This window comes from Streptomyces beijiangensis, from assembly GCF_017315755.1.
In the GTDB taxonomy this organism is placed as follows: domain Bacteria; phylum Actinomycetota; class Actinomycetes; order Streptomycetales; family Streptomycetaceae; genus Streptomyces; species Streptomyces beijiangensis.
Window position 1 is genome coordinate 1 of record NZ_JAFLRJ010000158.1, and the last position, 21,718, is coordinate 21,718.

Genomic DNA, 21,718 nt, shown 5'->3' on the forward strand with positions numbered 1-21,718 from the left:
TCGACCACGAAGTCCGCGCCGTGGTCCATGAACGCCTTCACCGGCGCGGGCACATCGGCACGCGCCCTGCCGATGACGTCACGGATCGACTTGCCCGTGAGGTCGGGGTTCTGCTCGGAGCCCGACAGTGCGAACTCCTTCCCGATGATCTTCTGGTCCAGTACGAACCAGGTGTAGTCGTAGCCGGACTTCTGGATGTGCTCCAGCGTCCCGAGCGTGTCGAACCCCGGGAACAGCGGCACCGGCAGCCGCTTGCCCCGCGCGTCGAACCAGAGCGACGAGGGCCCCGGCAGGATCCGGATCCCGTGCTTGGCCCAGATCGGGTTCCAGTTCTGGATGCCCTCGGTGTAGTGCCACATGCGGTCGCGGTTGATGTGGTGCGCGCCCGCCTCCTCCGTGATGCCGAGCATCAGCCCGTCCACGTGCGCGGGCACCCCGGAGAGCATGAACTCCGGCGGTGTGCCGAGCCGTTCGGGCCACTGGGCGCGTACGAGGTCGTGGTTGCCGCCGATGCCGCCGGAGGTGACGATCACCGCCTGGGCCCTGAGCTCGAACTCCCCGGCGGTCTCGCGCGAGCTCGCCGTGCCGCGCTCGGCGCCGCTCGGCTCCAGGATCTCGCCGCTGACGGTGTCGACCACCCCGGCCGTACGGGAAAGTCCCGTCACCCGGTGCCGGAACCTGAACTCGACCAGGCCGCGGGCCACGCCCTCCCGCACCCGCCGCTCGAAGGGCGCCACCACGCCGGGACCCGTACCCCACGTGATGTGGAAGCGCGGGACGGAATTGCCGTGGCCCGTGGCGTCGTAACCGCCGCGCTCCGCCCAGCCCACCACCGGGAAGAACCGCATCCCCTGGGCGTGCAGCCAGGCCCGCTTCTCCCCCGAGGCGAAGTTGACGTACGCCTCGGCCCACTGGCGCGGCCAGTGGTCCTCGGGGCGGTCGAAGCCGGCCGTGCCGAGCCAGTCCTGCATGGCGAGCGCGCGGCTGTCCTTGATCCGGAAGCGGCGCTGCTCGGGCGAGTCGACGAAGAACAGACCTCCGAACGACCAGTGCGCCTGCCCCCCGATCGACTGTTCGGGCTCCTGGTCGAGAAGGATGACCTTCTTGCCCGCGTCGACCAGCTCGGCGGTCGCCACCAGGCCCGCGAGCCCGGCCCCGATCACGATGACATCAGCGTCGTACGCCATGGGCCCATCCCTGCCAGGAGAAGTTACTGTCCGGTCAGATCTTCTGTACGGACCGGGACCGAGTCAACCGTCACGTTCGGGGCACTCGGTAGGCGAATCGGTCCCGGATACCGCTATCGTCGCCAAGTACCCGCCCCCTGACCGGTCTTGAGGTGGAGACACGTGTCGGTCCTGGTCCTCGCACTCGCCGTGAGCGCGGCCTGCTGCTTAGGCTTCGGCTTCGTACTGCAGCAGAACGCCGCAGCCCGCGCCCCGCTCGGCGACTTCCTGTCCTGGCGTCTGCTCATCGATCTCGTACGGGTGCCGCGCTGGCTCGCCGGGATCGGGCTGATGATCTGCGGCATGGTGCTCGGGGCGCTGGCGCTCGGCTGGGGCGAGGTCTCGCTCGTCGAGCCGCTGCTCGCCACCAATCTGCTCTTCGCGATGGCACTGAGCCGCTGGCAGACCGGGCAGCCGCTGGGCCGCCAGGGCTGGGGCGGTCTCGCACTGCTCGCGGGCGGGGTGACGGCGTTCATCGTGGCGGGCCAACCGCGCGGCAGCGTCTCGGTGGCGGGGCCGCTGCGGCACTGGCTGATCATCGGGGTGGTGGCAGGCGTCGCGCTGCTGCTGACGGTGTACGCGAAGAGGTCGCGGCTCAGCGCCGGGCCCGCACTGCTCTCCCTCGCCGCGGGGCTGCTGTACGGGCTGCAGGACGCGCTGACCAGGATCAGCGGGCAGCAGTTCTCCCGGGGCGGGCTCTTCGACCTGGTGACGGGGTGGCAGCCGTACGGAGTGGTGGTGCTCGGGGTCACCGGCCTGGTGCTCGTACAGAGCGCGTTCGAGACGGCGCCGCTGCGGATGTCGCTGCCCGCCCTGACCGCGGCGCAGCCCCTCGCGGGGATCGTCTGCGGCGTCGGCTTCCTGGGCGACCGGCTGCGGACCGACACGGGCGCGCTGGCCTGGGAGGCGGCGGGTCTCGCGGCGATCGTGGCCGGGATCGTCGCCCTCGGGCTGCATCCCGCGATGCCCGCGGGCGCGGCGGAGAGGCCGCGCGAGAAGATCGCCGCATGAACCCTGTGACCCCTGTGACCCCTGTGACCCCTGCCGAGGAACTCCTCGATGTCGTCGACGCCTCCGACCGGGTGACCGGGCAGCTGAAGCGCGGCGAGGTCTACGCGAAGCGGCTTCTGCACCGGTGCGTGTTCATCCTGGCCAGGGACGGCGAAGGCCGGATCTTCGTCCACCGCAGGACCCCGGTGAAGCTCGTCTTCCCCTCCCTGTACGACATGTTCGTGGGCGGCGTCGTAGGTGCGGGCGAGAGCTACGACGACGCCGCACTGCGCGAGGCGGAGGAGGAGCTGGGGGTACGGGGGCTCGACCGGCCCGTCCCGCTCTTCAAGTTCCTGTACGAGGGCGACGACGGGCAGGGGTGGTGGTCCTGGGTGTACGAGGTCCGCTGCGACCTGCCGGTGAACCCGCAGGTCGAGGAGGTCGCCTGGCACGCGTTCCTCACCGACGAGGAGCTGGAGCGGCGGCTCGCCGAGTGGGAGTGGGTGCCGGACGGGCTGGCCGCATGGAGGCGGCTAGTGTCGGAGGCGTGATCGACTTCGTACAGAGCATCAGGCTCTGGTTCGCACCGCAGCGGATCAGGGACGAGGGAGAGACCCCCGACTACCGGTTCTCGCTCGCCAATGAGCGCACCTTCCTCGCCTGGATCAGAACCGCCCTGGCCCTGGTCGGCGGCGGTTTCGCCGTGGACCAGTTCCTCCCGGACCTGCGCTGGGGCGTCCGGGTCGGGATGTCCCTCGCGCTGCTCGCCGCCGGTGCGCTCTGCGCGGTGCGCGCGGTCAATCACTGGGCGCGGTGCGAGCGCGCCATGCGCCGCGGCGAGGATCTGCCCATGACGCCCTTCCCGACCCTGCTGAGCATCGCCGTCTCGTTCGTCGCCGTGGCGATGATCGTGGTCGTGGTGCTCGGGCTGGCCGGAAAATGACGGACCGGGACCCCGGGCTCCAGCCGGAGAGGACCCGGCTGGCCTGGCGGCGTACGACGCTGAGCTTCACGGTGGCGGCGGTCCTCGCGGGCAAGCAGGCCCTGGACGGGGCCACCCCGGCCGGCGTCGTGGCGGCCGCGTTCGGCCTGCTGCTGTGGGTGGCGTTCCTGTGGGTCGCCCACCGGCGGATGGTGGATGTGGGGGCGGCGCCCCGGCCTCCGGTGATGTCGCCGCGCGGCGCGCTGACCGCCGCCGCCTGCACGGTCGCGCTGGCCGTGTTCGGCGTGGCGATCGTCCGCTGAGCCGGGACACCCTTTACGAGACGGCGGGCCTGTCCCAGTCCACGGTGACGACGATCTTCCCCCGGGTGCGGCCCTCCGCGTTCAGCCGGTACGCCTCGGCCGCCTGCTCCAGCGGGAAGGTGCGGTCCACATGCACCGTGATGACTCCCTCGTCGGCCAGTACGCCGAGCGTGTGCAGATCGGCCGCGTCGGGCCGTACGAACACATAGCGGCCCCCGAGGCTCGTCACCTCCGCGTCCGCGATGGAGGCCAGCCGCCCGCCGGGGCCGAGCACGTCGGCGGAGACTTTCAGGGTCTCGCCGCCGATCGTGTCGAAGGCCGCGTCCACGCCGTCGGGCGCCAGGGTCCTGATGCGGTCCGCGAGTCCTTCCCCGTACGCGACCGGCTCGGCGCCCAGCGACCGCACATGGCCGTGGTTGCGTTCGCTGGCCGTGCCGATGACGCGGGCCCCGGCGTTCTTCGCCAGCTGTACGGCGATGGAGCCCACCCCGCCGGCCGCCGCGTTCACCAGGACGGTGTCGCCCTCGCCGATCTCCAGGGCGCGCAGCACCTGGTACGCGGTGAGTCCGGCCAGCGGCAGCCCGGCCGCCTCCTCGAAGCTGAGGCGCAGCGGCTTGCGGGCCAGGGTGCGGACGGGTGCGGCGACGTACTCGGCGAAGGTGCCGCGGGAGAGGAAGTCCTCGCGGACGTACCCGATGACCTCGTCGCCGACGGCGAATTCGGTGACCGACGCACCGGGCTGGACGACCACGCCGGAGACGTCCCAGCCGGGGATCACGGGGAAGACCGCGTCGAGGATCGGGGCGAGGTAGCCCTCCCGGCACTTCCAGTCGACCGGGTTCACGGCGGCGGCCCGCACCTTCACCAGGACCTGGTCGGGCCCCACCTTGGGGTCGGGGAGCTCGCCGTACTCCAGGACGTCGGGCCCGCCGTAACCGCTGTAGCTGATCGCCTTCATACGCATGAGCCTCTGACCTGCGCCGCCCTCGCGCAACCGGGGCGATGTCGCCCCGGTGCACGGCTGGGAAGGGGAGCGGCCAACTGGCAGAGTGGGAGAGTCAGTTGATCCACTTCTCCTGGGGGACCCCGATGGCTGCCACCACTCCGTACACCGTCCGGCTCGCACCGCAGGTGCACGCCTATGTCCAGCCGGACGGCGGATGGTGCCTCAACAACGCCGGAATCATCAGCGACGGGGAGTCCACGCTGCTCGTCGACACCACCGCCACCCTCAGCCGGGCCCGCGCCCTGCGCGAGGCGGTGGCCGCGGTGGGGGCGCCGCTCCCCCGCACGGTCGTCAATACGCACCACCACGGCGACCACACGTACGGCAACAGTCTCTTCACACCGCAGGCGACCGTCATCGGCCACGACTCCTGCCGCAGCGAGCTGCTGGCCGCCGGGCGTCAGCTCCACCTCCTGTGGCCGCAGACGGACTTCGGCGACATCAGCATCACGGCGCCCACCCTCACCTACAGCGAGCGCCTCACCGTCCATGTGGGCACGACCGAGGTACGGCTGATCCACCCGGGCGTGGCCCACACCATCGGGGACACCATCGTCCACCTCCCCGAGCAGGGGATCGTCTTCACCGGCGACCTGGTCTTCCGGGGCGGCACCCCCTTCGTCCCGATGGGATCGCTGAGCGGCTCGCTGCGGGCGCTGGAACTGCTGCGCGGGCTCGGCGCGACGACCGTGGTGCCTGGCCACGGCCCGGTCACCGACGCGACGGCGTACGACGACACCGAGCGCTACCTCCTGTACGTCGCCGAGCTGGCCGGGGCCGGTCACGCCAAGGGCCTCACACCCCTGGAGACCGCGCGCGAGGCGGACCTCGACGCGTTCGCGGCGCTGCGCGAGAGTGAGCGCCTGGTGGCCAATCTGCACCGCGCCTACGCGGAACTCGACGGGCTGCCCGAGGGGTCGCCGCTGGATCCGGCGGCCGTCTTCGGGGACATGGCGGCGATGAACGGCGGGGTACCTGTGGCCTGTCACGCGTAGCCGGGTCCACCCCGGGGGTGGACTGCATACCGACTGGTCGGCATGATGTGTCCGTACGCTGTTCACCCCTAGTTCCCGGAGGTGCCTCACATGAGCGCAGTCCACCCCCCAGGCATCGACCCGGACGCGCTGCGCGGTCACCTCGACCTCGTGCGTCCCGGACTGGTGAGCGGACCGCTCAGCGCCAGACTGATCGAGGGCGGCCGCTCGAACCTGACGTACGCGGTGAGCGACGGCACCGGCCGCTGGGTCGTGCGCAGGCCGCCGCTCGGGCACGTACTGGCCACCGCCCACGACATGAAGCGCGAGTACCGGGTGATCAGCGCGCTGCATCCGACGGCCGTGCCGGTGCCCGAGCCGGTGCTGCTCTGCGAGGACGAGTCGGTGATCGGATCGCCGTTCTACGTCATGGAGTTCGTCGAGGGGACGCCGTACCGCACGGCGCCCCAGCTCGCCCCGCTCGGTGCCGAGCGCACCCGCAGTGCGGTACTCGGCCTGGTCGACACGCTCGTCGATCTGCACGCCGTGGACCCCGAGGCCGTCGGCCTGGCCGACTTCGGCCGCCCCGAGGGATTCCTCGACCGCCAGCTGCGCCGCTGGGGCAAGCAGCTGGACGCCTCCCGCAACCGCGAACTCGCGGGCATCGACGAGCTGCACGCCGCGCTCGGCCGTGAGCTGCCGCACTCCCCCGCGCCCACGGTCGTGCACGGCGACTACCGCCTCGACAACGTCCTCCTCGGCGACGACGACCGCATCAAGGCGGTGCTCGACTGGGAGATGTCGACCCTGGGCGATCCGCTCACGGACCTCGGACTGCTGGTGATGTACAGCTCCGACCTGGGGCTTCCCGAGTCCCCGGTCTCCACGACGAGCGGTGCCGCGGGCCACCCGTCGCCCGCCGAACTGATCGCGCGGTACGCGGAGCGCTCGGGCCGGGACACCTCGGCCATCGCCTGGTACACGGCCTTCGCCTGGTTCAAGCTCGCCGTGATCCTCGAGGGCATCCACTACCGCTACACCCTCGGCCAGACCGTCGGCGCCGGCTTCGACCAGATCGGCTCCCTCGTGCCCGTCTTCATCGAGCACGGCCTCACCACCCTCCAGGAAGGCTGAACCCCCGCCATGGACTTCGCATACGACGCAACGACCGAAGAGCTGCGCACCAGGCTGCTGGCCTTCATGGACGAGTACGTGCACCCGGCGGAAGCCGTCGCGCACGAGCAGCGGGCGCTGCTCGACTCGCCGTGGGACACCCCGGCGGTGGTCGAGGAGCTCAAGGCGGAGGCGCGCAGGCAGGGGCTGTGGAATCTGTTCCTCCCGGACGCCGCGTACGGCGCCGGGCTGACCAACCTGCAGTACGCGCCGCTGGCCGAGATCACCGGCCGCTCCCCGCAGCTGGCGCCGACCGCTCTGAACTGCGCGGCTCCCGACACCGGGAACATGGAGCTCCTCTTCCAGTTCGCCACCGAGCAGCAGAAGAAGCAGTGGCTGGAGCCGCTGCTGTCCGGGGAGATCCGCTCCGCGTTCGCGATGACCGAGCCGGAGGTCGCCTCGTCCGACGCGACCAACATCGAGACGCGTATCGAGCGGGACGGCGACGAGTACGTCGTCACCGGACGCAAGTGGTACATCTCCGGGGCGATGAACCCCGATTGCAAGATCTTCATCGTCATGGGCAAGACGGATCCGGAAGGATCCGACGTCCGGCGCCAGCAGTCGATGATCCTGGTCCCGCGGGACACGCCGGGGGTCGAGATCCGGCGGGCCATGTCGGTGTACGGGTACGAGGACCACTACCACGGCGGCCATGCGGAGGTCGTCTTCCACGGCGCCAGGGTGCCGGCGGCCAACCTGGTGGGCGAGGAGGGCGGCGGGTTCGCCATCGCGCAGGCGCGGCTCGGTCCGGGCCGGATCCACCACTGCATGCGGCTGATCGGCATGGCCGAGCGGGCGATCGAGCTGATGTGCCGGCGCGCCGTGTCGCGCGAGGCCTTCGGGAAGCCGCTGGCTTCGCAGGGCGTCGTACACAACTGGATCGCGGACGCGCGGGTGACGGTGGAGCAGCTGCGGCTGCTGGTGCTGAAGACGGCGTGGCTGATGGACACGGTGGGGAACCGGGGTGCCCACACCGAGATCCAGGCCATCAAGATCGCGACGCCGCGGGCGGTGGTCGACATCATCGACAACGCGGTGCAGCTGCATGGTGCGGGGGGTGTGAGCCAGGACTTCCCGCTGGCGGAGCTCTGGGCGGGGGCGCGGACGCTGAAGCTGGCGGACGGGCCTGATGAGGTGCATCAGCGGTCGCTGGCCAGGCGGGAACTCAAGCGGTACATGTAGCCGGGCCGGGCGTTTCGGGGGCTCCGCCCCCGGACCCCCGCTCCTCACGCGACCGAAGGTCGCGTACGGGGGCCCGGGGGCACCCCCGTCTTACGGGCGGAGTGCTCTCAGCAGGAGGTCCGCGAGGTGGGCCGCGACCTCCTCCTGGGTCAGCGGGCCTCCGGGGCGGTACCACGTCGACAAGTGGTGGACCGAGCCGAAGTGGTAGTCCACCACCAGATCCGCCGGCGTCGCCGTCGAGAAGACGCCCTCCTTCTGACCCTCCTCGATCAGCGCGCGGAACCGCTCGTGGTAGCGCCGCCGCTCCGCCCGCACCTGCTTGTTCTTCTCCGGGCTCAGATGGTGCATCGAGCGGAAGAAGATCGACGCGTCGTCGAGGTTGTCGATGGTCGTCACGACCACGTCCGCCGCCGCGTCCCGCAGCCTCTGCTCCACCGGCGCGTCCGCGTCCGCGAACGCGTCAAGGCGCTCCTGCTGGAGCCGGAGCACCCGTGCGTAGACCTCGTGGAGGAGGTCCTCCTTGGAGCCGAAGTAGTGGTAGAGCGCGCCCTTGGTGACCCCGGCGGCCTCCACGATCTCCTGGACCGAGGTGCGGTCGTAGCCGCGCTCGGCGAAGAGGCGGGTGGCGGCGGCCAGCAGCCTCTGGGGGACGGGGATACCGTTCCCGTCGGTCGTCCTGGCTGCCATGGCCGCCACCCTTCGTGTGCTGTTTCTGTCGTTGCGCTTGCGTATCAGTGCGGGGAACGCAGTTCCCGCCTGAGGATCTTCCCACTCGCCGTCTTCGGCAGCTCCGGCAGGATCTCGACCTCGCGCGGGTACTTGTACGCGGCGAGGCGTTCCTTGCAGTACGCACTGAGCTCGCCGGGCTCCAGCGAGGCCCCCGGGCGCAGGCTGACGTACGCCTTCACGGACTCGCCCCGGTACGCGTCGGGGATGCCGACGACCGCCGCCTCGCGCACCGCGGGGTGCGTGTAGAGGACGTCCTCGACCTCGCGCGGCCAGACCTTGAAGCCGGATGCGTTGATCATGTCCTTCTTGCGGTCGACGACATAGAGCCAGCCGTCGGAGTCCATGAACCCGATGTCGCCGGTCCGCAGCTCCCCGTCGGGGAACGCCGCCTCGGTGGCCTCGGGCAGCCGCCAGTAGCCGGAGACGACCTGAGGGCCGCGTACAGCGATCTCGCCCTGCTCGCCGAAGGGGACGTCCTCGCCCTTCTCGTCGACGATACGGACGACCGTGTCGGGCCCGGGGACGCCGACGGAGAGCGTGCCGGAGACGGGGTCGACCGGGGCCTCGTGCTCGGGCGGGACCGCGGCGCAGGGCGCGGTGCACTCGGTGAGTCCGTAACCGTTGCGGATGTACGGACCGAAGCCCGCCCGGAACTTCTCGACCAGGGCCGGCGGGACCGGCGCCCCGCCCGAGGAGATCACCTGGAAGGAGGAGAAGTGGTCGGGGGTGGCGCCCGGGGTCGCGGCGAGCGCCATGAAGGCGGTCGAGGGGCCCACGGTGTAGGCGGGGCGGTGTTCGATGAAGGCGTCGAGGACCACGCCAGGATGGAAGCGGTAGGCGAGGACCAGGGTGCCCGCGTTGGCGAAGCAGGCGGCCAGCTCGCAGACCATGCCGGTGATGTGGAAGAGGGGCGCCAGGGCGAAGTAGCCGGCGCCCTCGGCTATGGGGTGGCCGGTGCGCTGGCGTTCGGCGTTGACCATGATGTTGCCGTGGGCGTTCATGGCGCCCTTAGGGGTGCCGCTGGTGCCCGAGGTGTAGCTGATCAACGCCACGTCGGCGGCGGCGAGTTCGCGGCCCTCGGGTGCGGCGAAGCCCTTGCGGGCGACGGCGAGGAGGTCGGCCGCGTCGGCGGCCTGCTCCAGCCGCTCGAATGCGAGGACGCGCTCGTCGTTGCGCGTCTGCAGATCGCGTTCACAGGCGGTGAGGGCGGTACGGACCGGGGAGTCCGCGGCCGTCTCGCGCAGATACGAATCCCAGGCGCGGTCCGAGCAGATCAGAGCCGATACCTCGGCGTCGCGCAGGACATGGCCGACCTCGCCCGACTTGTACATCGGGTTGAGCGGGACCACGACCGCCCCGGCCTTCCAGGCGCCGAGCAGCGCGAGCACGAAGTGCGGGCTGTTCTGCAGCATGATCGCGACGCGGTCGCCCTGTCCGATGCCCTCGGCGGCAAGATGCCCCGCGACCGAGTCGGAGAGCGCGTCGGTCTCGCGGTAGCTGAGGCGGCCGTCGAAGTAGGCGACGGCCGGATGGTCGGGGGTGCGGGCGACGCTGTCACGGAAGGCGTGCAGTACGGTCGCGCGCGGCTGGAGCGGGGCGCGCTGGGCCTCGCTGAGCCGGCCGAGCCAGGGCTTGGCCGCGTAGATCGATGTCGGTACGGTCCCGGTCACTTGCCCGCCCCTTCCCACTTCTTCTGCAGGTGGTTCATGTTCCCGATCCACCGGTCCGGGTCGGCGGCGCGCGCCTGGTAGTACTCCGCGACCTCGGGGTGCGGCAGGACCAGGAAGCGGTCATCGGCGATCGCGGCGAAGAGCGCGTCGGCGACGGCGTCGGGCTCGATGGCGGTCGGCGCCAGGACGAGGTCGCCGGCGGAGCCCGCCGCCGTGAGCATGTCGGTGCGTACGCCCTGCGGGCAGATCGCATGGACCTTGAGGCCCCGGTGGCGGTAGGTGAGCGCGAGCCACTCGGCGAAGGCGAGGGCACCGTGCTTGGTGACGCTGTACGGCGCTGCGCCGATCATGGTCAGCAGGCCTGCGGCCGAGACGGTGGAGACGAAGCGTCCCTCGCCACGCTCCAGCCACTCGGGGAGCAGTGCGCGGGCCGCACGCACATGGGCCATCACATTGACGTCCCAGGCGGAGGCCCAGACGTCCTCGTCGGCGAAGGCGTCGCCGCCCGAGCCGAGGCCCGCGTTGGCGCAGTAGATGTCGATGGTCCCGCCGAGGGCCTCACGGGCCTCGTCGACGATTCCGGAGGCGTCGCCCGGCAGCGGGATCGCCCCGATGGCCTCGGCGGCCGCCTTGGCCTTCGCCGGGTCCAGGTCGTTGACCACGACTCTGGCGCCCTCCGCGGCGAACCTGCGGGCCAGCGCGGCCCCGATCCCACCGCCTGCTCCTGTGACGACGACGCCCTTGCCCTGGACCGTGCTCATCTGGACCTGCCTCTCCCTTGAGTGCCTCAGCAGACTAACCGGTCGGTATGTACCTGCGGAAGGTGTGCGGGCGCTAGCCTGCGTGGCCATGACAGTCGGCGCGATCAAGGAGGTAGTCAAGTGAGCCTGTCCAGAAGGGGTTTGCTGGCCGCGGGCGGCGCGGTCGGGGCTGTGGGCGTGGTGGCCTCCGGTGCGGGTACGGCCGCCGCGCACAACCGGATCCGGACCGGTTTCGACCGGCTGGCCGCCGACGGGTACCGGCTGCTGGCAGGGCAGAAGGTCGGGATCGTCACCAATCCGACGGGCATCACCCAGGACGTGCGCCACATCGTGGACGTCATGCACCCCGACCCGCGGGTGAACCTGACCGCCGTCTTCGGGCCCGAGCACGGGTTCAGGGGAACGGCCCAGGCGGGCGGCTCCGAGGGGCGCTACGACGACCCGGCGACGGGGCTGCCCGTCTACGACACGTACACCAAGAGCGGACAGCCGCTCGCGGACATCTTCACCGCCTCCGGCGTGGACACGGTCGTCTTCGACATCCAGGACGCGGGCGCGCGCTTCTACACGTACATCTGGACGCTGTACGACTGCATGGAGGCGGCCGCACTCGCGGGCAAGCGCTTCGTCGTACTCGACCGGCCCAACCCGGTGACCGGGCGGGCGGCGCTGGGGCCCGTCATGCACCCGGAGTTCGCGACGTTCGTGGGGCGCAAGCCGATCTCCCAGGCGCACGGCATGACCGTGACCGAGCTGGCGCGCCTCTTCAACGGCGAGTTCCTGGCGAAGCCGGTGGAGCTGGAGACCGTGCTGATGTCGGGGTGGCGGCGGCGCGACTTCTTCGACACGACAGGGCTGCCGTGGGTGCCGCCGAGCCCCAACATGCCGACGGCCGACACGGCGCTGGTCTACTCCGGGACGTGTCTCTTCGAGGGGACGAACCTCTCCGAAGGGCGGGGTACGACACGGCCGTTCGAGCTCCTCGGCGCGGAGGGCATCGACGGGAAGTGGGCCGCGGCGGCGAACGCACTGGGTCTTGAGGGGGTGCGCTTCCGGGAGGCGTACTTCGCCCCGACCTTCTCCAAGTTCCAGGGGAAGACGGTCGGCGGGGTCCAGCTGCACGTCCAGGACCGCGAGTCGTTCGACCCGGTGCGCACCGCGATCGGGCTGCTGGTGACCGCCAAACAGGTGTGGGACGGCTTCCTCTGGCGGCCCGACAACTGGATCGACAAGCTGACGGGATCCACGCAGGTCCGCACCATGATCGACGCGGGGGCCTCCACCGACGAGGTGGTCGCGGCCTGGCAGGGCGAACTGGCCGCTTTCCGGGCCGTACGGAAGAGGTATCTGGCCTATCACTGAGTCGTATTCCGCAGGATGCTGCGATTTATGACAGACACGGATGTGGAGCCGTACCGGGAGATCACCTTCGACTCCGACGGCGATGCGAATCCTCAGGAGCGCGACGCGCTGGCGGGTCTGGATGTCACGGATCTGCTGATGTTCGCGCACGGCTGGAACAGCAGCCGCAAGGGCGCCACCGCGCTCTACCGGCGGTTCTTCTCCCCGGTTCCCGGGCTGCTCACGGGCGCCCGGGGCGTCCGGGCCGGCTACGCGGGCATCCTCTGGCCCTCGATGTCCTTCGCGGACGAACCGATCCCGGATTTCAAGCACCAGTCGGCCGTGGCGGCGGGACCGGGTCTCGACCCGGAGTCGCTGCGGTCGCTGCTGCACCTCTTCCCGGACCGGGAGGACACGGTCCAGCGGCTGGCGGAGCTGCTGGCCGAGCAGCCGGAGGAGCGCGGGGCCTTCGATGAATTCGGGCTGCTGATCCGGCAGTTGGTGGAGGTACCGGTCCAGGGACCGGACGCACGGTTCGCCTCCGACACCGGTGTGGACGACGGCCCGCAGAGCGATCCGGCGATGCTGTACGAGGACACGCTGAGCATCTGCACCCTGTTCAGCGACGCGCTGGCCGAGACCGGGGCCGATCCGCAGACGCTCTTCGGCGGTGGGCTGAAGCGGCTGTGGGGCGGGGCGAAGGAGCTGCTGCGGCAGGCCACGTACTACTCGATGAAGCGGCGCGCCGGGACCGTCGGGCAGCTGGGGCTCGGACCGCTGCTGGGGCACCTCGCCCAGGCCAGGCCCGGGATGCGGGTGCATCTGATCGGGCACAGCCAGGGGGCGAGGCTCGTCTCCTTCGGGCTGCGCGGGCTGCCCGGGGGCGTACACAATGTGCGGTCCCTGACGCTGCTCGAAGGGGCCTTCTCGCACTACGCGTTCGCCGCCGGCGGGGCGCTGGCCGGGATGCAGTCGCGGGTCGACGGGCCGGTGGTGAGCTGCTACTCGCGGTTCGACTCAGCGCTCGGGGTGATCTACCCGATCGCCTCGCGGCTGGCCGGGGACTCGGCGGGCGCCGTCGCGGACGACCCGCGCTGGGGTGCGCTCGGCCACGACGGCATCCAGTCCGTGGACGACACCGTCCGGCTCACGCTGCAGAGCGCGCTGGGCGGGACCTTCCCCGGCTCCGGGTGTGTGAACGTCGACGCGGCCGCCGTCGTACGCAATGGAGGGCCGCCCAGCGGTGCGCACAGCGACATCTGCCACGAGGAGCTGGCGAAGGTGGTGCTCGCGGCGGGCCGGATCGGTTCCGCGTGATCCGGCCCGCCGTGTGAACTGCTAGCGGTGGGAGGGGAATTCGACGACCTGCTGGTACGTCGGGCGGTTCTGCCACTGCATCGGCCAGAACTTCAGGCCGCCCAGCGGACGGTGGATGATCGCGTCCGAGCACCACTGGTCACCGGCGGAGCAGCTGTCGTCCCCGGGGTAGACCTGGGCCGGGGTCTTGGCCGCGGCCTGGGTGAGGGTGGTGAGCAGCGCGTCGCGGCAGGCGCTCGGGTCGCCGCCGCCGCAGAGGGACTTGGGGAGCCAGCCCTGCACGGGCTGCCCCAGGACCGTACGGATGTCCTTGTCGACATAGCTCCACCAGCCGTACTGGAAGGCCGACCCGGCGTGTCCGCCGGTCGGGCCCTGGCTCGCGGAAGGCGCCTGGTCGACGGAGAGGTTGGCGGTGAGCTTCGTGTAGAGGTCGTCGCCCAGGCCCGGCTTGAACTCGGCCGCCACCAGCAGCGGCCACCAGGCGTCCATGATCCGCACAGCGTCCGGGTGGGTGTAGACGTGCGAGCTCTGTGCGTTCTCCTTGCGCTGGGCGCCGTCGGCCGACCAGGACTCCAGCTGCTGGATCGCCTGGGCGGCGGCGGGATCGGTGACCGGCTTGGACCGCAGGACCTGCAGCAGCTCGGGCAGGACGTCCTCGCCGCGCAGATCGGTGACGGCGGCCTGAGCCATCGCCCGGGTGAGCGATGCGCGGGTGACGCCGCCCTGCCTGACGAGGGCCGCAACGCGGTCCCCCAGGAGGTCGACACGGTGGACCGGGCCGTTGCCGAAACCGGCCGAAGTGAAGTCCTTGGCCTGCTTGTTGTTCCACGAGACGTAGTAGTCCTGGCCGACCGATTGCGGGTGCTGGGCGGCCGGGGTGAGCTCCATGGTGTTACGGGCCGGGTCGAAGCTCTTCCACTCGTACGCCTGCTCGGCCTTGACCGGGAAGGACGCGTCCACGCCGTCGGCGCGCACCGGGTTCATCCCGCTGTTGAAGTACGCCGCCTCGCGGGAGTCCGCGTAGAACCAGTTGAAGGCGTAGCCGATGTGGTCGGCGGCCTGCTGGAAGGTCTTGGCGTCCTTCACGTACGACGGGTCGTTGAGCATCTGGAAGCCGACGATGGAGTCGGCCTCGTGGCGGTAGGTGGAGCGCAGTGAGGTGTACGCGACGGGTTTGCCGCCAACCGTGGCGCGGTGGGTGACGATGCCGTAGTTCGTACGCCAGACCTGCATCCGGTAGGAGCCTGCGGCTGTCGAGTCCGCGACCGTGGGCTTCCAGGAGTTGATCCGCTCCATCTTCTCCATCGGGGTGCAGACGCCCCGGTAGAGGTAGTGGGTGTCGTCCTGGCAGAGCTCGACGGCATAGGTGTCGGTGATGTCCTGGCCCGCCGAGGTGGCCGACCAGGCGTAGTCCTGGCCGCGGCCCAGCTGGATGTACATGCCGACGCCCGCGAAGGAGACGCCCCGGGCGCTGATGCCCGGCCCCTGGAGCTCCTGGAGCATCAGGAGCTGGGGCAGGAAGTAGCCGGTCTGCGGACCGAAGACGGCGACGGGGTTGCCGCTCGCCGTGTGCTGCCCGGAGACGACCAGGGCATTGGACATGCCCTTCTTCTGGCTGAACAGGTCTGCGGGCAGCACACCCTTGTCGTACATGCCCTGCAGCGGCTTGAGCTTGGCGGGGGCGCTGACCGGGGTCTTGGCGGCGGTCTTCGCGCCGCCCGTACGGTCGTAGACGAGGGGTTCGGACTTCACCGAGCCGGCGTCGGGCATCGCGGTGCCGCGCGGGGTGGCCGGTTTCGTCGCGTACGGGAAGCTGGTGCCGTCATGGACGGTGAGGGTCGCCTCCGGGTCGTTGCGCATCCGGAAGGACTCCCAGACCTTGGTGCCCTCGGTGAGCCCGTACTTCTGCTGGGCGGCGAGCAGCGAGATCGCGGCCTGGACCTCGCCGCCTCCGCCGCCGCCGAAGAGACCGCCGACGACCGAGGCGAGCGCGATCATGTCGGTGACCTTGAAGGGCTGGATCTCACCGGAGTTGGTGATCGCGTTGATCTTGCCCGTCAGGACGTACTCGCCGGGGAAGTAGCGGCCGTCCTTGGACTTCTGGCGGTAGGAGTTGATCCCGTCGACGTACGCCTGCGCGTCGGCCATGGCCTGTTTGCCGCGCTCGCCCTGGGTGGTGGCGATGTAGTCGACCTGGTCCTGGAGGTCCTGCTCGGTGTACGGGGCCTGCGGCCAGAACTCCTGCTCCAGGCCCTGGTTGGCGAGGGCGCCGCCCGCGAAGGAGGTGAGCTCGCCGCGGCCGATGTGGCGGAAGAGGTCCATGAGCCAGAGGCGGTCCTGGCCGGCCGCGTAACCGGCGCCGAACTCGGTTCCGTAACGGGTGGTGCCCTTGATGTGCGGGACGCCCGTCTTCTTGTCGCGGGTGATGGAGACGTCGTCGCGCGGCCTGGTGACGGACTCGACCTGGCCTGCGGGGACGCCGAAGGAGGCGTCGTTGAAGAAGTCGTTCAGCTTCGCGTCGGTGAGGGATCCCGCGCCGGCCGCCAGGGCGTCGTACGGGCCCATCTGGTCGGCGCTGTGGGCAGGGCGGGTGCCCAGTGCGCGGTGGGCGAGGATCTCGGCGAGGGTGGCGTTGCCGTTCTCCCCCGGCGGCAGGATGTCGTTGCACTGCCCCGTGCAGTAGTCGGTGACCGGGGCCGGGTCTGCCGCACTCGCCTGTGGCAGTGGCGCCAGCAGGGCCGCGCCGAGGGCGAATGCCGCTGCGGCGACGGCAGTTCTGAGCTTTGCGGTGCGTGGTCGCATGCGTGCTCCTTGTGAGGGCCGATGCGCCGGACGCTACTGGGGAGGTGACCCGCCGGTAAGGTGAACATGCGTCACCTTTTCTCCATCACCACACTCCCACCCGAAGTGCCCACCGGTAATGTCGGCCATCCGAAATTGGATGGAGCCAAAACGGGCAGTCGTACGTCTATTCCTCAACGCCGAAGTACCAGCGACGGAGGTGGACGTGCGATGGCCGGTTTCCGGAGTCTCGCGAGACAGGTGCGCGATCCGCGCAACGACCTTGCGCTGCGGAGGTATTCGCTGCGCAAATGCCTGGAGAGGTTTGCCCCGTACGGGCACCGGGCGACCTGGGACCATCTGTGTTCCAGGCATCGGATCGAACCCGAGGACCGGGATCCCGATCCGGCGCGGCTGGTGGCCGCGCTCGACGAACTCGAAGAGGCGCGGGCCGTCTGGCTCGCCTACGAGGCGGATTTCGCGGAGCGCCGCAGGCGCGAGAAGCACGACGGACTGCGCCGTCCTGGATCCTTCGACGACTGGCACCGGCGCACCTGGGGAGGGTGCGGGGTGGCGTGGTGCGCCGACCCCGCCGTACACCCTTCCGCGCCCCTGGCCGAGGTGCTGCGACGGCTGATTTCCGCCCTTCGGGCGGATCCGGGCGCGGTCTGCCCCGTCTGTGGAGGGTCTTCGGTCGTGTGGACCCAGGACCTGGCCCACGATCCGTGGTCGGGACCCGTCTGCACGGGCTGCGGGATTCTGGTGCCGCAACCCGTACTGACGTCCGAGGCGATCGCCCGGTCGAAAAGCCGCAGGGAAGTACAGCGCAGGGAACTGGCGTCAGCGGCGTGAGCGCGGCCGGCCGCGCCGCACCGGACCGCCTAGGACATCGGGCGCTCCGGGAGAAGGCGCGAGCCGGTGAGGCGGTCACCGAAGACGTCGTCCGGGTTGGAGAGGACGCAGGTCTCGAGGGAGAGGCAGCCACAGCCGATGCAGTCGCTGAGGTGGTCGCGCAGGCGGCCGAGCTGTTTGATGCGCTCGTCGAGTTCGGAGCGCCAGGCCGCCGAGAGCCGGGTCCAGTCCTCGCGGTTGGGGGTGCGCTCCTCGGGAAGTTCGGCGAGGGCGCCCCTGATCGTGGCGAGCGGGATGCCGACCCGCTGGGCCGCTCGTACGAAGGCCACGCGGCGCAGGGCGTCGCGGCCGTAGCGGCGCTGATTGCCCGAGGTCCTGCGGCTGCTGATCAGGCCCTTGGCCTCGTAGAAATGGAGGGCGGAGACGGCGGCGCCGCTGCGTGCGGACAGCTGGCCGACCGTGAGCTCGTGGATCTTCTCTGGAATCTGCGGCACTCCTCGAACACTACTGCTTCGACCGCACCGCCCGTCGTTGACAGGAGCGGCTCCGTCCCACGATGCTGAGCAAGCGCTTAGACATCGCATTGGACGCTGGGAAGGCAGGGACTGGGACATGGCAGAGCCGAGGATCTTCACGTCGGCGGAGGAGCTGCGGGCCGGGGTCGGCGAGCAGCTGGGGCACAGCGACTGGCTGGAGATCGAACAGAAGCGGATCGATCTGTTCGCGGAGGCCACCGGTGACCACCAGTGGATCCATGTGGACCCGGAGAAGGCCGCGGCCGGACCGTTCGGCACAACCATCGCGCACGGCTATCTGACGCTGTCGCTGCTGCCGACGCTCGTACCGCAGATCCTGCGGGTCGAGGGCATGAAGATGGGCATCAACTACGGCACCAACAAGGTCCGTTTCCCCTCGACCGTGCCGGTCGGCTCACGCCTGCGGGCGACCGCCGTGCTGACCGATGTCTCCGAGGCGGGCGGCGGCGTGCAGGTGACGGCCTCCGTCACCGTCGAGCGCGAGGGCGCCGACAAGCCGGTCTGCGTCGCCGAGTCGGTCTCCCGCTACTACTTCTGAGCCGCGCCCCTGGGTTCTGCTTCCGGCTTCCGGGCGGAGACCATGCGCAGGACGAGGTCGGCGTAGAACGCGCCGACCTCGTCTGGCGTCCTGCGGCCTTCGACGTTGAACCAGCGGGCCACGTCGATACAGAGCGAGAGCACGGCGAGGGCGGTACCGGGGACGTACGGGACGTCGAACTCCCCCGCCTCGACACCGTCGTTGATGATGCGGCGCACGGCCGCGTCGCTCCGCCGGCGCAGTTCGATGATCTCGGTACGGTGCTCGGGGCCGAGCGCGTCGAGTTCGTACTGCACGACGCGTGCCGTCATGTGGTGCCCGGCGTGCCAGCGCACGAAGTGACGTACGGCCATGGCGAGCCGCTCGGCGGCCGTGCCCTCGGCGTCCGCCGCCGTCTCCAGGATCTCCAGGGCCTTCTCGTGGCCGATCCGGCTGATCCGGTGGAGCAGCTCTTCCTTGGTCTTGTAGTGGATGTAGAGCGCGGCCGGGCTCATACCGGCGCGGCCTGCGATGTCACGGGTGGTGGTGGCGTGGTAGCCGCGCTCGGCGAAAGCCTCGACGGCGGCGACGAGCAGCCTGCGGGCCGCCTCGGGGCCGACCTCCGCCCACGGCTTGTCCTCGCCGTCGACGGTCTCCTCCACCGTGCCCATTGCGCGCCCCTTCCGGCATCTGTCCAGGAGGGACACCATACCTTGAAGCTGAGCAAGCGCTTAGAGCTTCCTGAGGGGGTCGTGCCCGGTGAGCAGCTGCTCCAGGCGGGCCTGGTCGACGCGGCTCACGATCTGCCCGGCCTCCTGCCGGTCCCTGATCACCTTGGCGAGGGTGAAGGCGGAGGTGGTGAGGTAGAGGACGGCGATGGCGAGGAAGGCGCGCACCCAGGCGTTGGCGTCCAGCTGGAAGATGCCGATGGCCGTGGCGGCGATGGCGACGGAGAAGGAGGCGACGGCCTGGCCGTAGTACGCCCCGGAGTTCTGCTGCTTGACCGGTGTCTCACTCATGACGGACAGCATGAGGCGGATGCCGCCCGGGCCACATCCGCTCTCGTACTCAGCGCCCTACTCAGAACCTCGGGGCCTCAGTGCTTCAGAAAGCGGAGACCCCCGTCAGGGCGCGGCCTATGACCAGCTTCTGGATCTGGCTGGTGCCCTCGTAGAGGGTCATCACGCGGGCGTCGCGGAGCAGCTTGCCCGCCGGGTACTCGTCGATGAAGCCATAGCCGCCGAAGACCTGCAGGGCGTTGTTGGCGGCCCGTACGGCGGCCTCCGAGGCGAAGAGCTTGGCCGTGGAGGCCTCGGTGACGAAGGGCTTGCCGCGGTCGATCAGGTCGGCGACGCGCCAGGTGAGGAGCCGGGCGGCGTCCACGTCGACGGAGATGTCGGTGATCAGCTCCTGGACGAGCTGGTGGTGGGCGATCGTCTTCCCGAACTGCTCGCGTTCGCCGGCGTACTTGAGCGCGCAGTCCAGGGCCGCCTGGGCTATCCCCACACAGCCCGCCGCGACCGACATCCGGCCCTTGGCCAGGGCCGACATCGCGACCGAGAAGCCCTTGCCCTCGGGGGCCATCATCGCGGAGGCGGGGACGCGCACGTCCTCGAAGTTCAGCTCGGCGGTGGCCTGGCCGCGCAGGCCCAGCTTGCCGTGGATGGTGGTACGGGTGAGGCCGGGTGTATCGGTGGGGACCAGGAAGGCCGAGATGCCCATGTGGCCGGGGGCGTCGGTGGAGCGGGCGAAAAGGAGGACCACATCGGCCCAGGTGCCGTTGGTGATGAACATCTTGGAGCCGTTGATGACGTAGTCGTCGCCCTCGCGGACCGCGCGGGTGGTGAGGTTGCCCGCGTCGGATCCCGTGCCGGGCTCGGTGAGGCCGAAGCAGCCGATCAGCTCGCCGGAGGTGAGACCGGGGAGGTACTGACGCTTCTGCTCCTCGGTGCCCCAGTGGGCGATGGTCTTGGCGACCAGGCCGAGGGATACGGAGACGATGCCGCGGACGGAGGAGTCGCCGCGGCCGAGCTCCTCGGTGACGAGGCAGTACGCGAGGTGGTCGCCGCCGGAGCCGCCGTACTCCTCGGGGATCGTGAGGCCGAGAAAGCCGAGTGCGCCGAGCTTCTTGACGATGGAGCGGTCCACGTTCTCGGCGCGGTCCCACTCGACGACGTGCGGGGCGATCTCGCGGGCGACGAAGTCCTTGGCGAGCTGCCGGACTGCGGACTGCTCCTCGCTGAGCTCCAGGTTCATCCTCGGACACCTCTTTTAATTAGCACTGCTAGTTTCTTGGCTGCAGGGCCTACTATGTGCGCCATGGCCCGCCCACGCAAGCCCCTGCTCAGCCGGGAGCGCATCGTCGAGACAGCGAGCGCCCTGGTGGACTCCGAGGGGCTCGACGCCGTCTCCACGCGCCGGCTCGCCGCCGAGCTGGGGGTCAGCGGACCCTCGCTCTACAACCACTTCCGCAACAAGGACGAGATCCTGGACGCGGTCGCCGACGCACTGTCCGCGCGGATCGATCTGTCGATGTTCGACGAGGGTGACGCGCGGGGCTGGAGTGACGCTCTGCACGACTGGGCGGTCTCCTACCGGGGCGTGCTCACCGACCACCCGAACGTGGTGCCGGTGCTGGCCCGCGGGCCGGGGCGGCGGCCTGCCGGTCTGCGGGTGGCCGACGCGGTCTTCGGGGCGATGGTGCGGGCGGGGTGGCCGCCCGCCCAGGCGACGTACATCGGTGCACTGATGCGGTACTTCATCACCGGGTCGGCGCTCGGGTCCTTCGCGCGGGGGTTCGTGGACGACCGGGATGCGTACGATCCGGCCGACTATCCGCACCTCGGACAGGCGCATCTGCTGGCCGAGCGGCAGGAGAAGGTCGACGAAGGGGCCTTCGAGACGGGGCTGCGGGCACTGGTGGACGGGCTCGCACTGCAGTACGAAACCTTCGGTGAAAAGACACAGCGGTGACATGACGCTTCGGTCCGCGCCGAAGGGTCGCTGACGGAGACTGGTCGTATGGCTGCCAGAGAGCTTGCTTCGTTTGCCGCGCTTCTTGCCGATGAGACCCGTGCGGGGTTCTGCCTCGCACTGCTGGATGGGCGGGCATGGACCGCCGGTGAGCTGGCCAGGTCCGCGGGCGTGGCCGCGTCGACCGCGAGCGAGCACCTGGGGAAGCTGATCGCGGGCGGGCTGCTGGCCGAGGAGCGGCAGGGGCGGCACCGGTACGTACGACTGGCGGACGCGCGGGTCGCGCATCTGGTGGAGGAGCTGGCCGCGTACGCGGGCGAGGGGCCGGGCGGTGCGGCGCCGCGCGGGCTGCGGGCGGTGAACGCGCAGGCAGCGCTGGCGCGGGGGCGGACCTGTTACGACCATCTCGCGGGGCGGCTGGGGATCGCGATCACCGAGGCGA

The 21,718-nt window shown here is 70.5% G+C and carries 23 protein-coding genes; 13 read left to right on the forward strand and 10 right to left on the reverse strand.

The window, feature by feature from the left end; all coding sequences use genetic code 11:
• Positions 1–1,187, reverse strand: a 1,187-nt coding sequence (locus J0695_RS17685; protein WP_206963041.1) for an FAD-binding dehydrogenase, incomplete at its 3' end; no start/stop codon positions are given.
• 162 nt (positions 1,188–1,349) lie between these two features.
• Here J0695_RS17685 and J0695_RS17690 point away from each other — a divergent pair.
• Genes J0695_RS17690 through J0695_RS17705 form a run of 4 tightly spaced genes read left to right on the forward strand, consistent with a single transcriptional unit; the run spans position 1,350 to position 3,461 of the window.
• On the forward strand, positions 1,350–2,237 hold the full coding sequence (locus tag J0695_RS17690) for a DMT family transporter (protein ID WP_206963042.1): 888 nt from the start codon (positions 1,350–1,352) through the stop codon (positions 2,235–2,237).
• Complete coding sequence (locus J0695_RS17695) at positions 2,234–2,767, forward strand: NUDIX hydrolase (protein WP_206963043.1); 534 nt, start codon at positions 2,234–2,236, stop codon at positions 2,765–2,767. Before J0695_RS17690 ends, J0695_RS17695 begins: the two co-directional genes overlap by 4 nt.
• Positions 2,764–3,159: a YidH family protein gene (locus tag J0695_RS17700; protein WP_206963044.1), complete on the forward strand. Its 396-nt coding sequence runs from the start codon at positions 2,764–2,766 to the stop codon at positions 3,157–3,159. The genes J0695_RS17695 and J0695_RS17700 overlap by 4 nt, the downstream gene beginning before the upstream one ends.
• The gene (locus tag J0695_RS17705; RefSeq protein WP_206963045.1) at positions 3,156–3,461 is read left to right on the forward strand and encodes a DUF202 domain-containing protein; all 306 of its coding nucleotides are present in this window, start codon (positions 3,156–3,158) and stop codon (positions 3,459–3,461) included. Before J0695_RS17700 ends, J0695_RS17705 begins: the two co-directional genes overlap by 4 nt.
• Positions 3,462–3,474: 13 nt before the next feature.
• On the opposite strand, the gene J0695_RS17710 is transcribed toward J0695_RS17705, so the two are convergent.
• Positions 3,475–4,419: an NADP-dependent oxidoreductase gene (locus J0695_RS17710; protein WP_206963046.1), complete on the reverse strand. Its 945-nt coding sequence runs from the start codon at positions 4,417–4,419 to the stop codon at positions 3,475–3,477.
• Positions 4,420–4,550: 131 nt separating this feature from the next.
• On the opposite strand from J0695_RS17710, the gene J0695_RS17715 reads away from it, so the two are divergent.
• From J0695_RS17715 to J0695_RS17725, 3 genes are all read left to right on the forward strand, one after another.
• A complete protein-coding gene (locus tag J0695_RS17715; protein WP_206963047.1) occupies positions 4,551–5,462 on the forward strand; it encodes an MBL fold metallo-hydrolase in 912 nt (303 codons plus the stop codon).
• 90 nt (positions 5,463–5,552) lie between these two features.
• Positions 5,553–6,575, forward strand: a complete 1,023-nt coding sequence (locus J0695_RS17720; protein WP_206963048.1) for a phosphotransferase family protein — start codon at positions 5,553–5,555, stop codon at positions 6,573–6,575.
• A 9-nt stretch (positions 6,576–6,584) separates the two neighbouring features.
• Positions 6,585–7,799 (forward strand): acyl-CoA dehydrogenase family protein, encoded by a 1,215-nt coding sequence (locus J0695_RS17725; RefSeq protein WP_206963049.1) that lies wholly within the window; start codon positions 6,585–6,587, stop codon positions 7,797–7,799.
• Positions 7,800–7,889: 90 nt separating this feature from the next.
• On the opposite strand, the gene J0695_RS17730 is transcribed toward J0695_RS17725, so the two are convergent.
• From J0695_RS17730 to J0695_RS17740, 3 genes are read right to left on the reverse strand one after another with little or no spacing between them, the layout of a single operon-like run.
• Positions 7,890–8,486, reverse strand: a complete 597-nt coding sequence (locus J0695_RS17730) for a TetR/AcrR family transcriptional regulator (protein WP_206963050.1) — start codon at positions 8,484–8,486, stop codon at positions 7,890–7,892.
• A gap of 44 nt (positions 8,487–8,530) precedes the next feature.
• Positions 8,531–10,198: a class I adenylate-forming enzyme family protein gene (locus J0695_RS17735; RefSeq protein WP_206963051.1), complete on the reverse strand. Its 1,668-nt coding sequence runs from the start codon at positions 10,196–10,198 to the stop codon at positions 8,531–8,533.
• Positions 10,195–10,959 (reverse strand): SDR family oxidoreductase, encoded by a 765-nt coding sequence (locus J0695_RS17740; protein WP_206963052.1) that lies wholly within the window; start codon positions 10,957–10,959, stop codon positions 10,195–10,197. Before J0695_RS17740 ends, J0695_RS17735 begins: the two co-directional genes overlap by 4 nt.
• 120 nt (positions 10,960–11,079) lie before the next feature.
• Here J0695_RS17740 and J0695_RS17745 point away from each other — a divergent pair, with 120 nt between their 5' ends.
• Together J0695_RS17745 and J0695_RS17750 are read left to right on the forward strand one after the other, a co-directional pair.
• On the forward strand, positions 11,080–12,321 hold the full coding sequence (locus J0695_RS17745) for an exo-beta-N-acetylmuramidase NamZ family protein (RefSeq protein WP_206963053.1): 1,242 nt from the start codon (positions 11,080–11,082) through the stop codon (positions 12,319–12,321).
• A gap of 27 nt (positions 12,322–12,348) precedes the next feature.
• Complete coding sequence (locus J0695_RS17750) at positions 12,349–13,617, forward strand: serine-threonine protein kinase (protein ID WP_206963054.1); 1,269 nt, start codon at positions 12,349–12,351, stop codon at positions 13,615–13,617.
• A gap of 21 nt (positions 13,618–13,638) precedes the next feature.
• Here the strand turns inward: J0695_RS17750 and J0695_RS17755 are convergent, their stop codons facing one another.
• Entirely contained in the window at positions 13,639–16,419 is a 2,781-nt protein-coding gene (locus J0695_RS17755; RefSeq protein ID WP_206963055.1) for a penicillin acylase family protein, read from the reverse strand.
• A gap of 210 nt (positions 16,420–16,629) precedes the next feature.
• On the opposite strand from J0695_RS17755, the gene J0695_RS17760 reads away from it, so the two are divergent.
• On the forward strand, positions 16,630–17,250 hold the full coding sequence (locus tag J0695_RS17760) for a hypothetical protein (protein WP_206963056.1): 621 nt from the start codon (positions 16,630–16,632) through the stop codon (positions 17,248–17,250).
• 29 nt (positions 17,251–17,279) lie between these two features.
• On the opposite strand, the gene soxR is transcribed toward J0695_RS17760, so the two are convergent.
• The gene (soxR, locus tag J0695_RS17765; protein WP_206963057.1) at positions 17,280–17,744 is read right to left on the reverse strand and encodes a redox-sensitive transcriptional activator SoxR; all 465 of its coding nucleotides are present in this window, start codon (positions 17,742–17,744) and stop codon (positions 17,280–17,282) included.
• Positions 17,745–17,862: 118 nt separating this feature from the next.
• On the opposite strand from soxR, the gene J0695_RS17770 reads away from it, so the two are divergent.
• Complete coding sequence (locus J0695_RS17770; protein WP_206963058.1) at positions 17,863–18,324, forward strand: MaoC family dehydratase; 462 nt, start codon at positions 17,863–17,865, stop codon at positions 18,322–18,324.
• On the opposite strand, the gene J0695_RS17775 is transcribed toward J0695_RS17770, so the two are convergent.
• The 3 genes from J0695_RS17775 to J0695_RS17785 all read right to left on the reverse strand — a co-directional run bounded on the left by J0695_RS17775 (position 18,315) and on the right by J0695_RS17785 (position 20,559).
• Entirely contained in the window at positions 18,315–18,974 is a 660-nt protein-coding gene (locus J0695_RS17775; protein ID WP_206963059.1) for a TetR/AcrR family transcriptional regulator, read from the reverse strand. The genes J0695_RS17770 and J0695_RS17775 overlap by 10 nt on opposite strands.
• A 60-nt stretch (positions 18,975–19,034) precedes the next feature.
• Positions 19,035–19,322, reverse strand: a complete 288-nt coding sequence (locus J0695_RS17780) for a YiaA/YiaB family inner membrane protein (RefSeq protein WP_206963060.1) — start codon at positions 19,320–19,322, stop codon at positions 19,035–19,037.
• A gap of 85 nt (positions 19,323–19,407) precedes the next feature.
• Positions 19,408–20,559: an acyl-CoA dehydrogenase family protein gene (locus J0695_RS17785; RefSeq protein ID WP_206963061.1), complete on the reverse strand. Its 1,152-nt coding sequence runs from the start codon at positions 20,557–20,559 to the stop codon at positions 19,408–19,410.
• A gap of 63 nt (positions 20,560–20,622) precedes the next feature.
• Here J0695_RS17785 and J0695_RS17790 point away from each other — a divergent pair, with 63 nt between their 5' ends.
• Together J0695_RS17790 and J0695_RS17795 are read left to right on the forward strand one after the other, a co-directional pair.
• Positions 20,623–21,276 carry a TetR/AcrR family transcriptional regulator gene (locus J0695_RS17790; protein ID WP_206963062.1) on the forward strand — a complete coding sequence of 218 codons (654 nt, stop codon included), beginning with the start codon at positions 20,623–20,625 and terminating at the stop codon, positions 21,274–21,276.
• A 48-nt stretch (positions 21,277–21,324) separates the two neighbouring features.
• Positions 21,325–21,718, forward strand: a 394-nt coding sequence (locus J0695_RS17795) for an ArsR/SmtB family transcription factor (protein WP_206963063.1), incomplete at its 3' end; no start/stop codon positions are given.

Bases quoted from the DNA above. Each gene is read 5' to 3' on its own strand.
- J0695_RS17695 (WP_206963043.1), top strand. From the start codon at position 2,234: ATGAACCCTGTGACCCCTGTGACCCCTGTGACCCCTGCCGAGGAACTC.
- J0695_RS17705 (WP_206963045.1), top strand. From the start codon at position 3,156: ATGACGGACCGGGACCCCGGGCTCCAGCCGGAGAGGACCCGGCTGGCC.
- J0695_RS17710 (WP_206963046.1), bottom strand. From the start codon at position 4,419: ATGAAGGCGATCAGCTACAGCGGTTACGGCGGGCCCGACGTCCTGGAG.
- J0695_RS17715 (WP_206963047.1), top strand. From the start codon at position 4,551: ATGGCTGCCACCACTCCGTACACCGTCCGGCTCGCACCGCAGGTGCAC.
- J0695_RS17720 (WP_206963048.1), top strand. From the start codon at position 5,553: ATGAGCGCAGTCCACCCCCCAGGCATCGACCCGGACGCGCTGCGCGGT.
- J0695_RS17725 (WP_206963049.1), top strand. From the start codon at position 6,585: ATGGACTTCGCATACGACGCAACGACCGAAGAGCTGCGCACCAGGCTG.
- J0695_RS17730 (WP_206963050.1), bottom strand. From the start codon at position 8,486: ATGGCAGCCAGGACGACCGACGGGAACGGTATCCCCGTCCCCCAGAGG.
- J0695_RS17740 (WP_206963052.1), bottom strand. From the start codon at position 10,959: ATGAGCACGGTCCAGGGCAAGGGCGTCGTCGTCACAGGAGCAGGCGGT.
- J0695_RS17750 (WP_206963054.1), top strand. From the start codon at position 12,349: ATGACAGACACGGATGTGGAGCCGTACCGGGAGATCACCTTCGACTCC.
- J0695_RS17755 (WP_206963055.1), bottom strand. From the start codon at position 16,419: ATGCGACCACGCACCGCAAAGCTCAGAACTGCCGTCGCCGCAGCGGCA.
- J0695_RS17760 (WP_206963056.1), top strand. From the start codon at position 16,630: ATGGCCGGTTTCCGGAGTCTCGCGAGACAGGTGCGCGATCCGCGCAAC.
- J0695_RS17770 (WP_206963058.1), top strand. From the start codon at position 17,863: ATGGCAGAGCCGAGGATCTTCACGTCGGCGGAGGAGCTGCGGGCCGGG.
- J0695_RS17775 (WP_206963059.1), bottom strand. From the start codon at position 18,974: ATGGGCACGGTGGAGGAGACCGTCGACGGCGAGGACAAGCCGTGGGCG.
- J0695_RS17780 (WP_206963060.1), bottom strand. From the start codon at position 19,322: ATGAGTGAGACACCGGTCAAGCAGCAGAACTCCGGGGCGTACTACGGC.
- J0695_RS17785 (WP_206963061.1), bottom strand. From the start codon at position 20,559: ATGAACCTGGAGCTCAGCGAGGAGCAGTCCGCAGTCCGGCAGCTCGCC.
- J0695_RS17790 (WP_206963062.1), top strand. From the start codon at position 20,623: ATGGCCCGCCCACGCAAGCCCCTGCTCAGCCGGGAGCGCATCGTCGAG.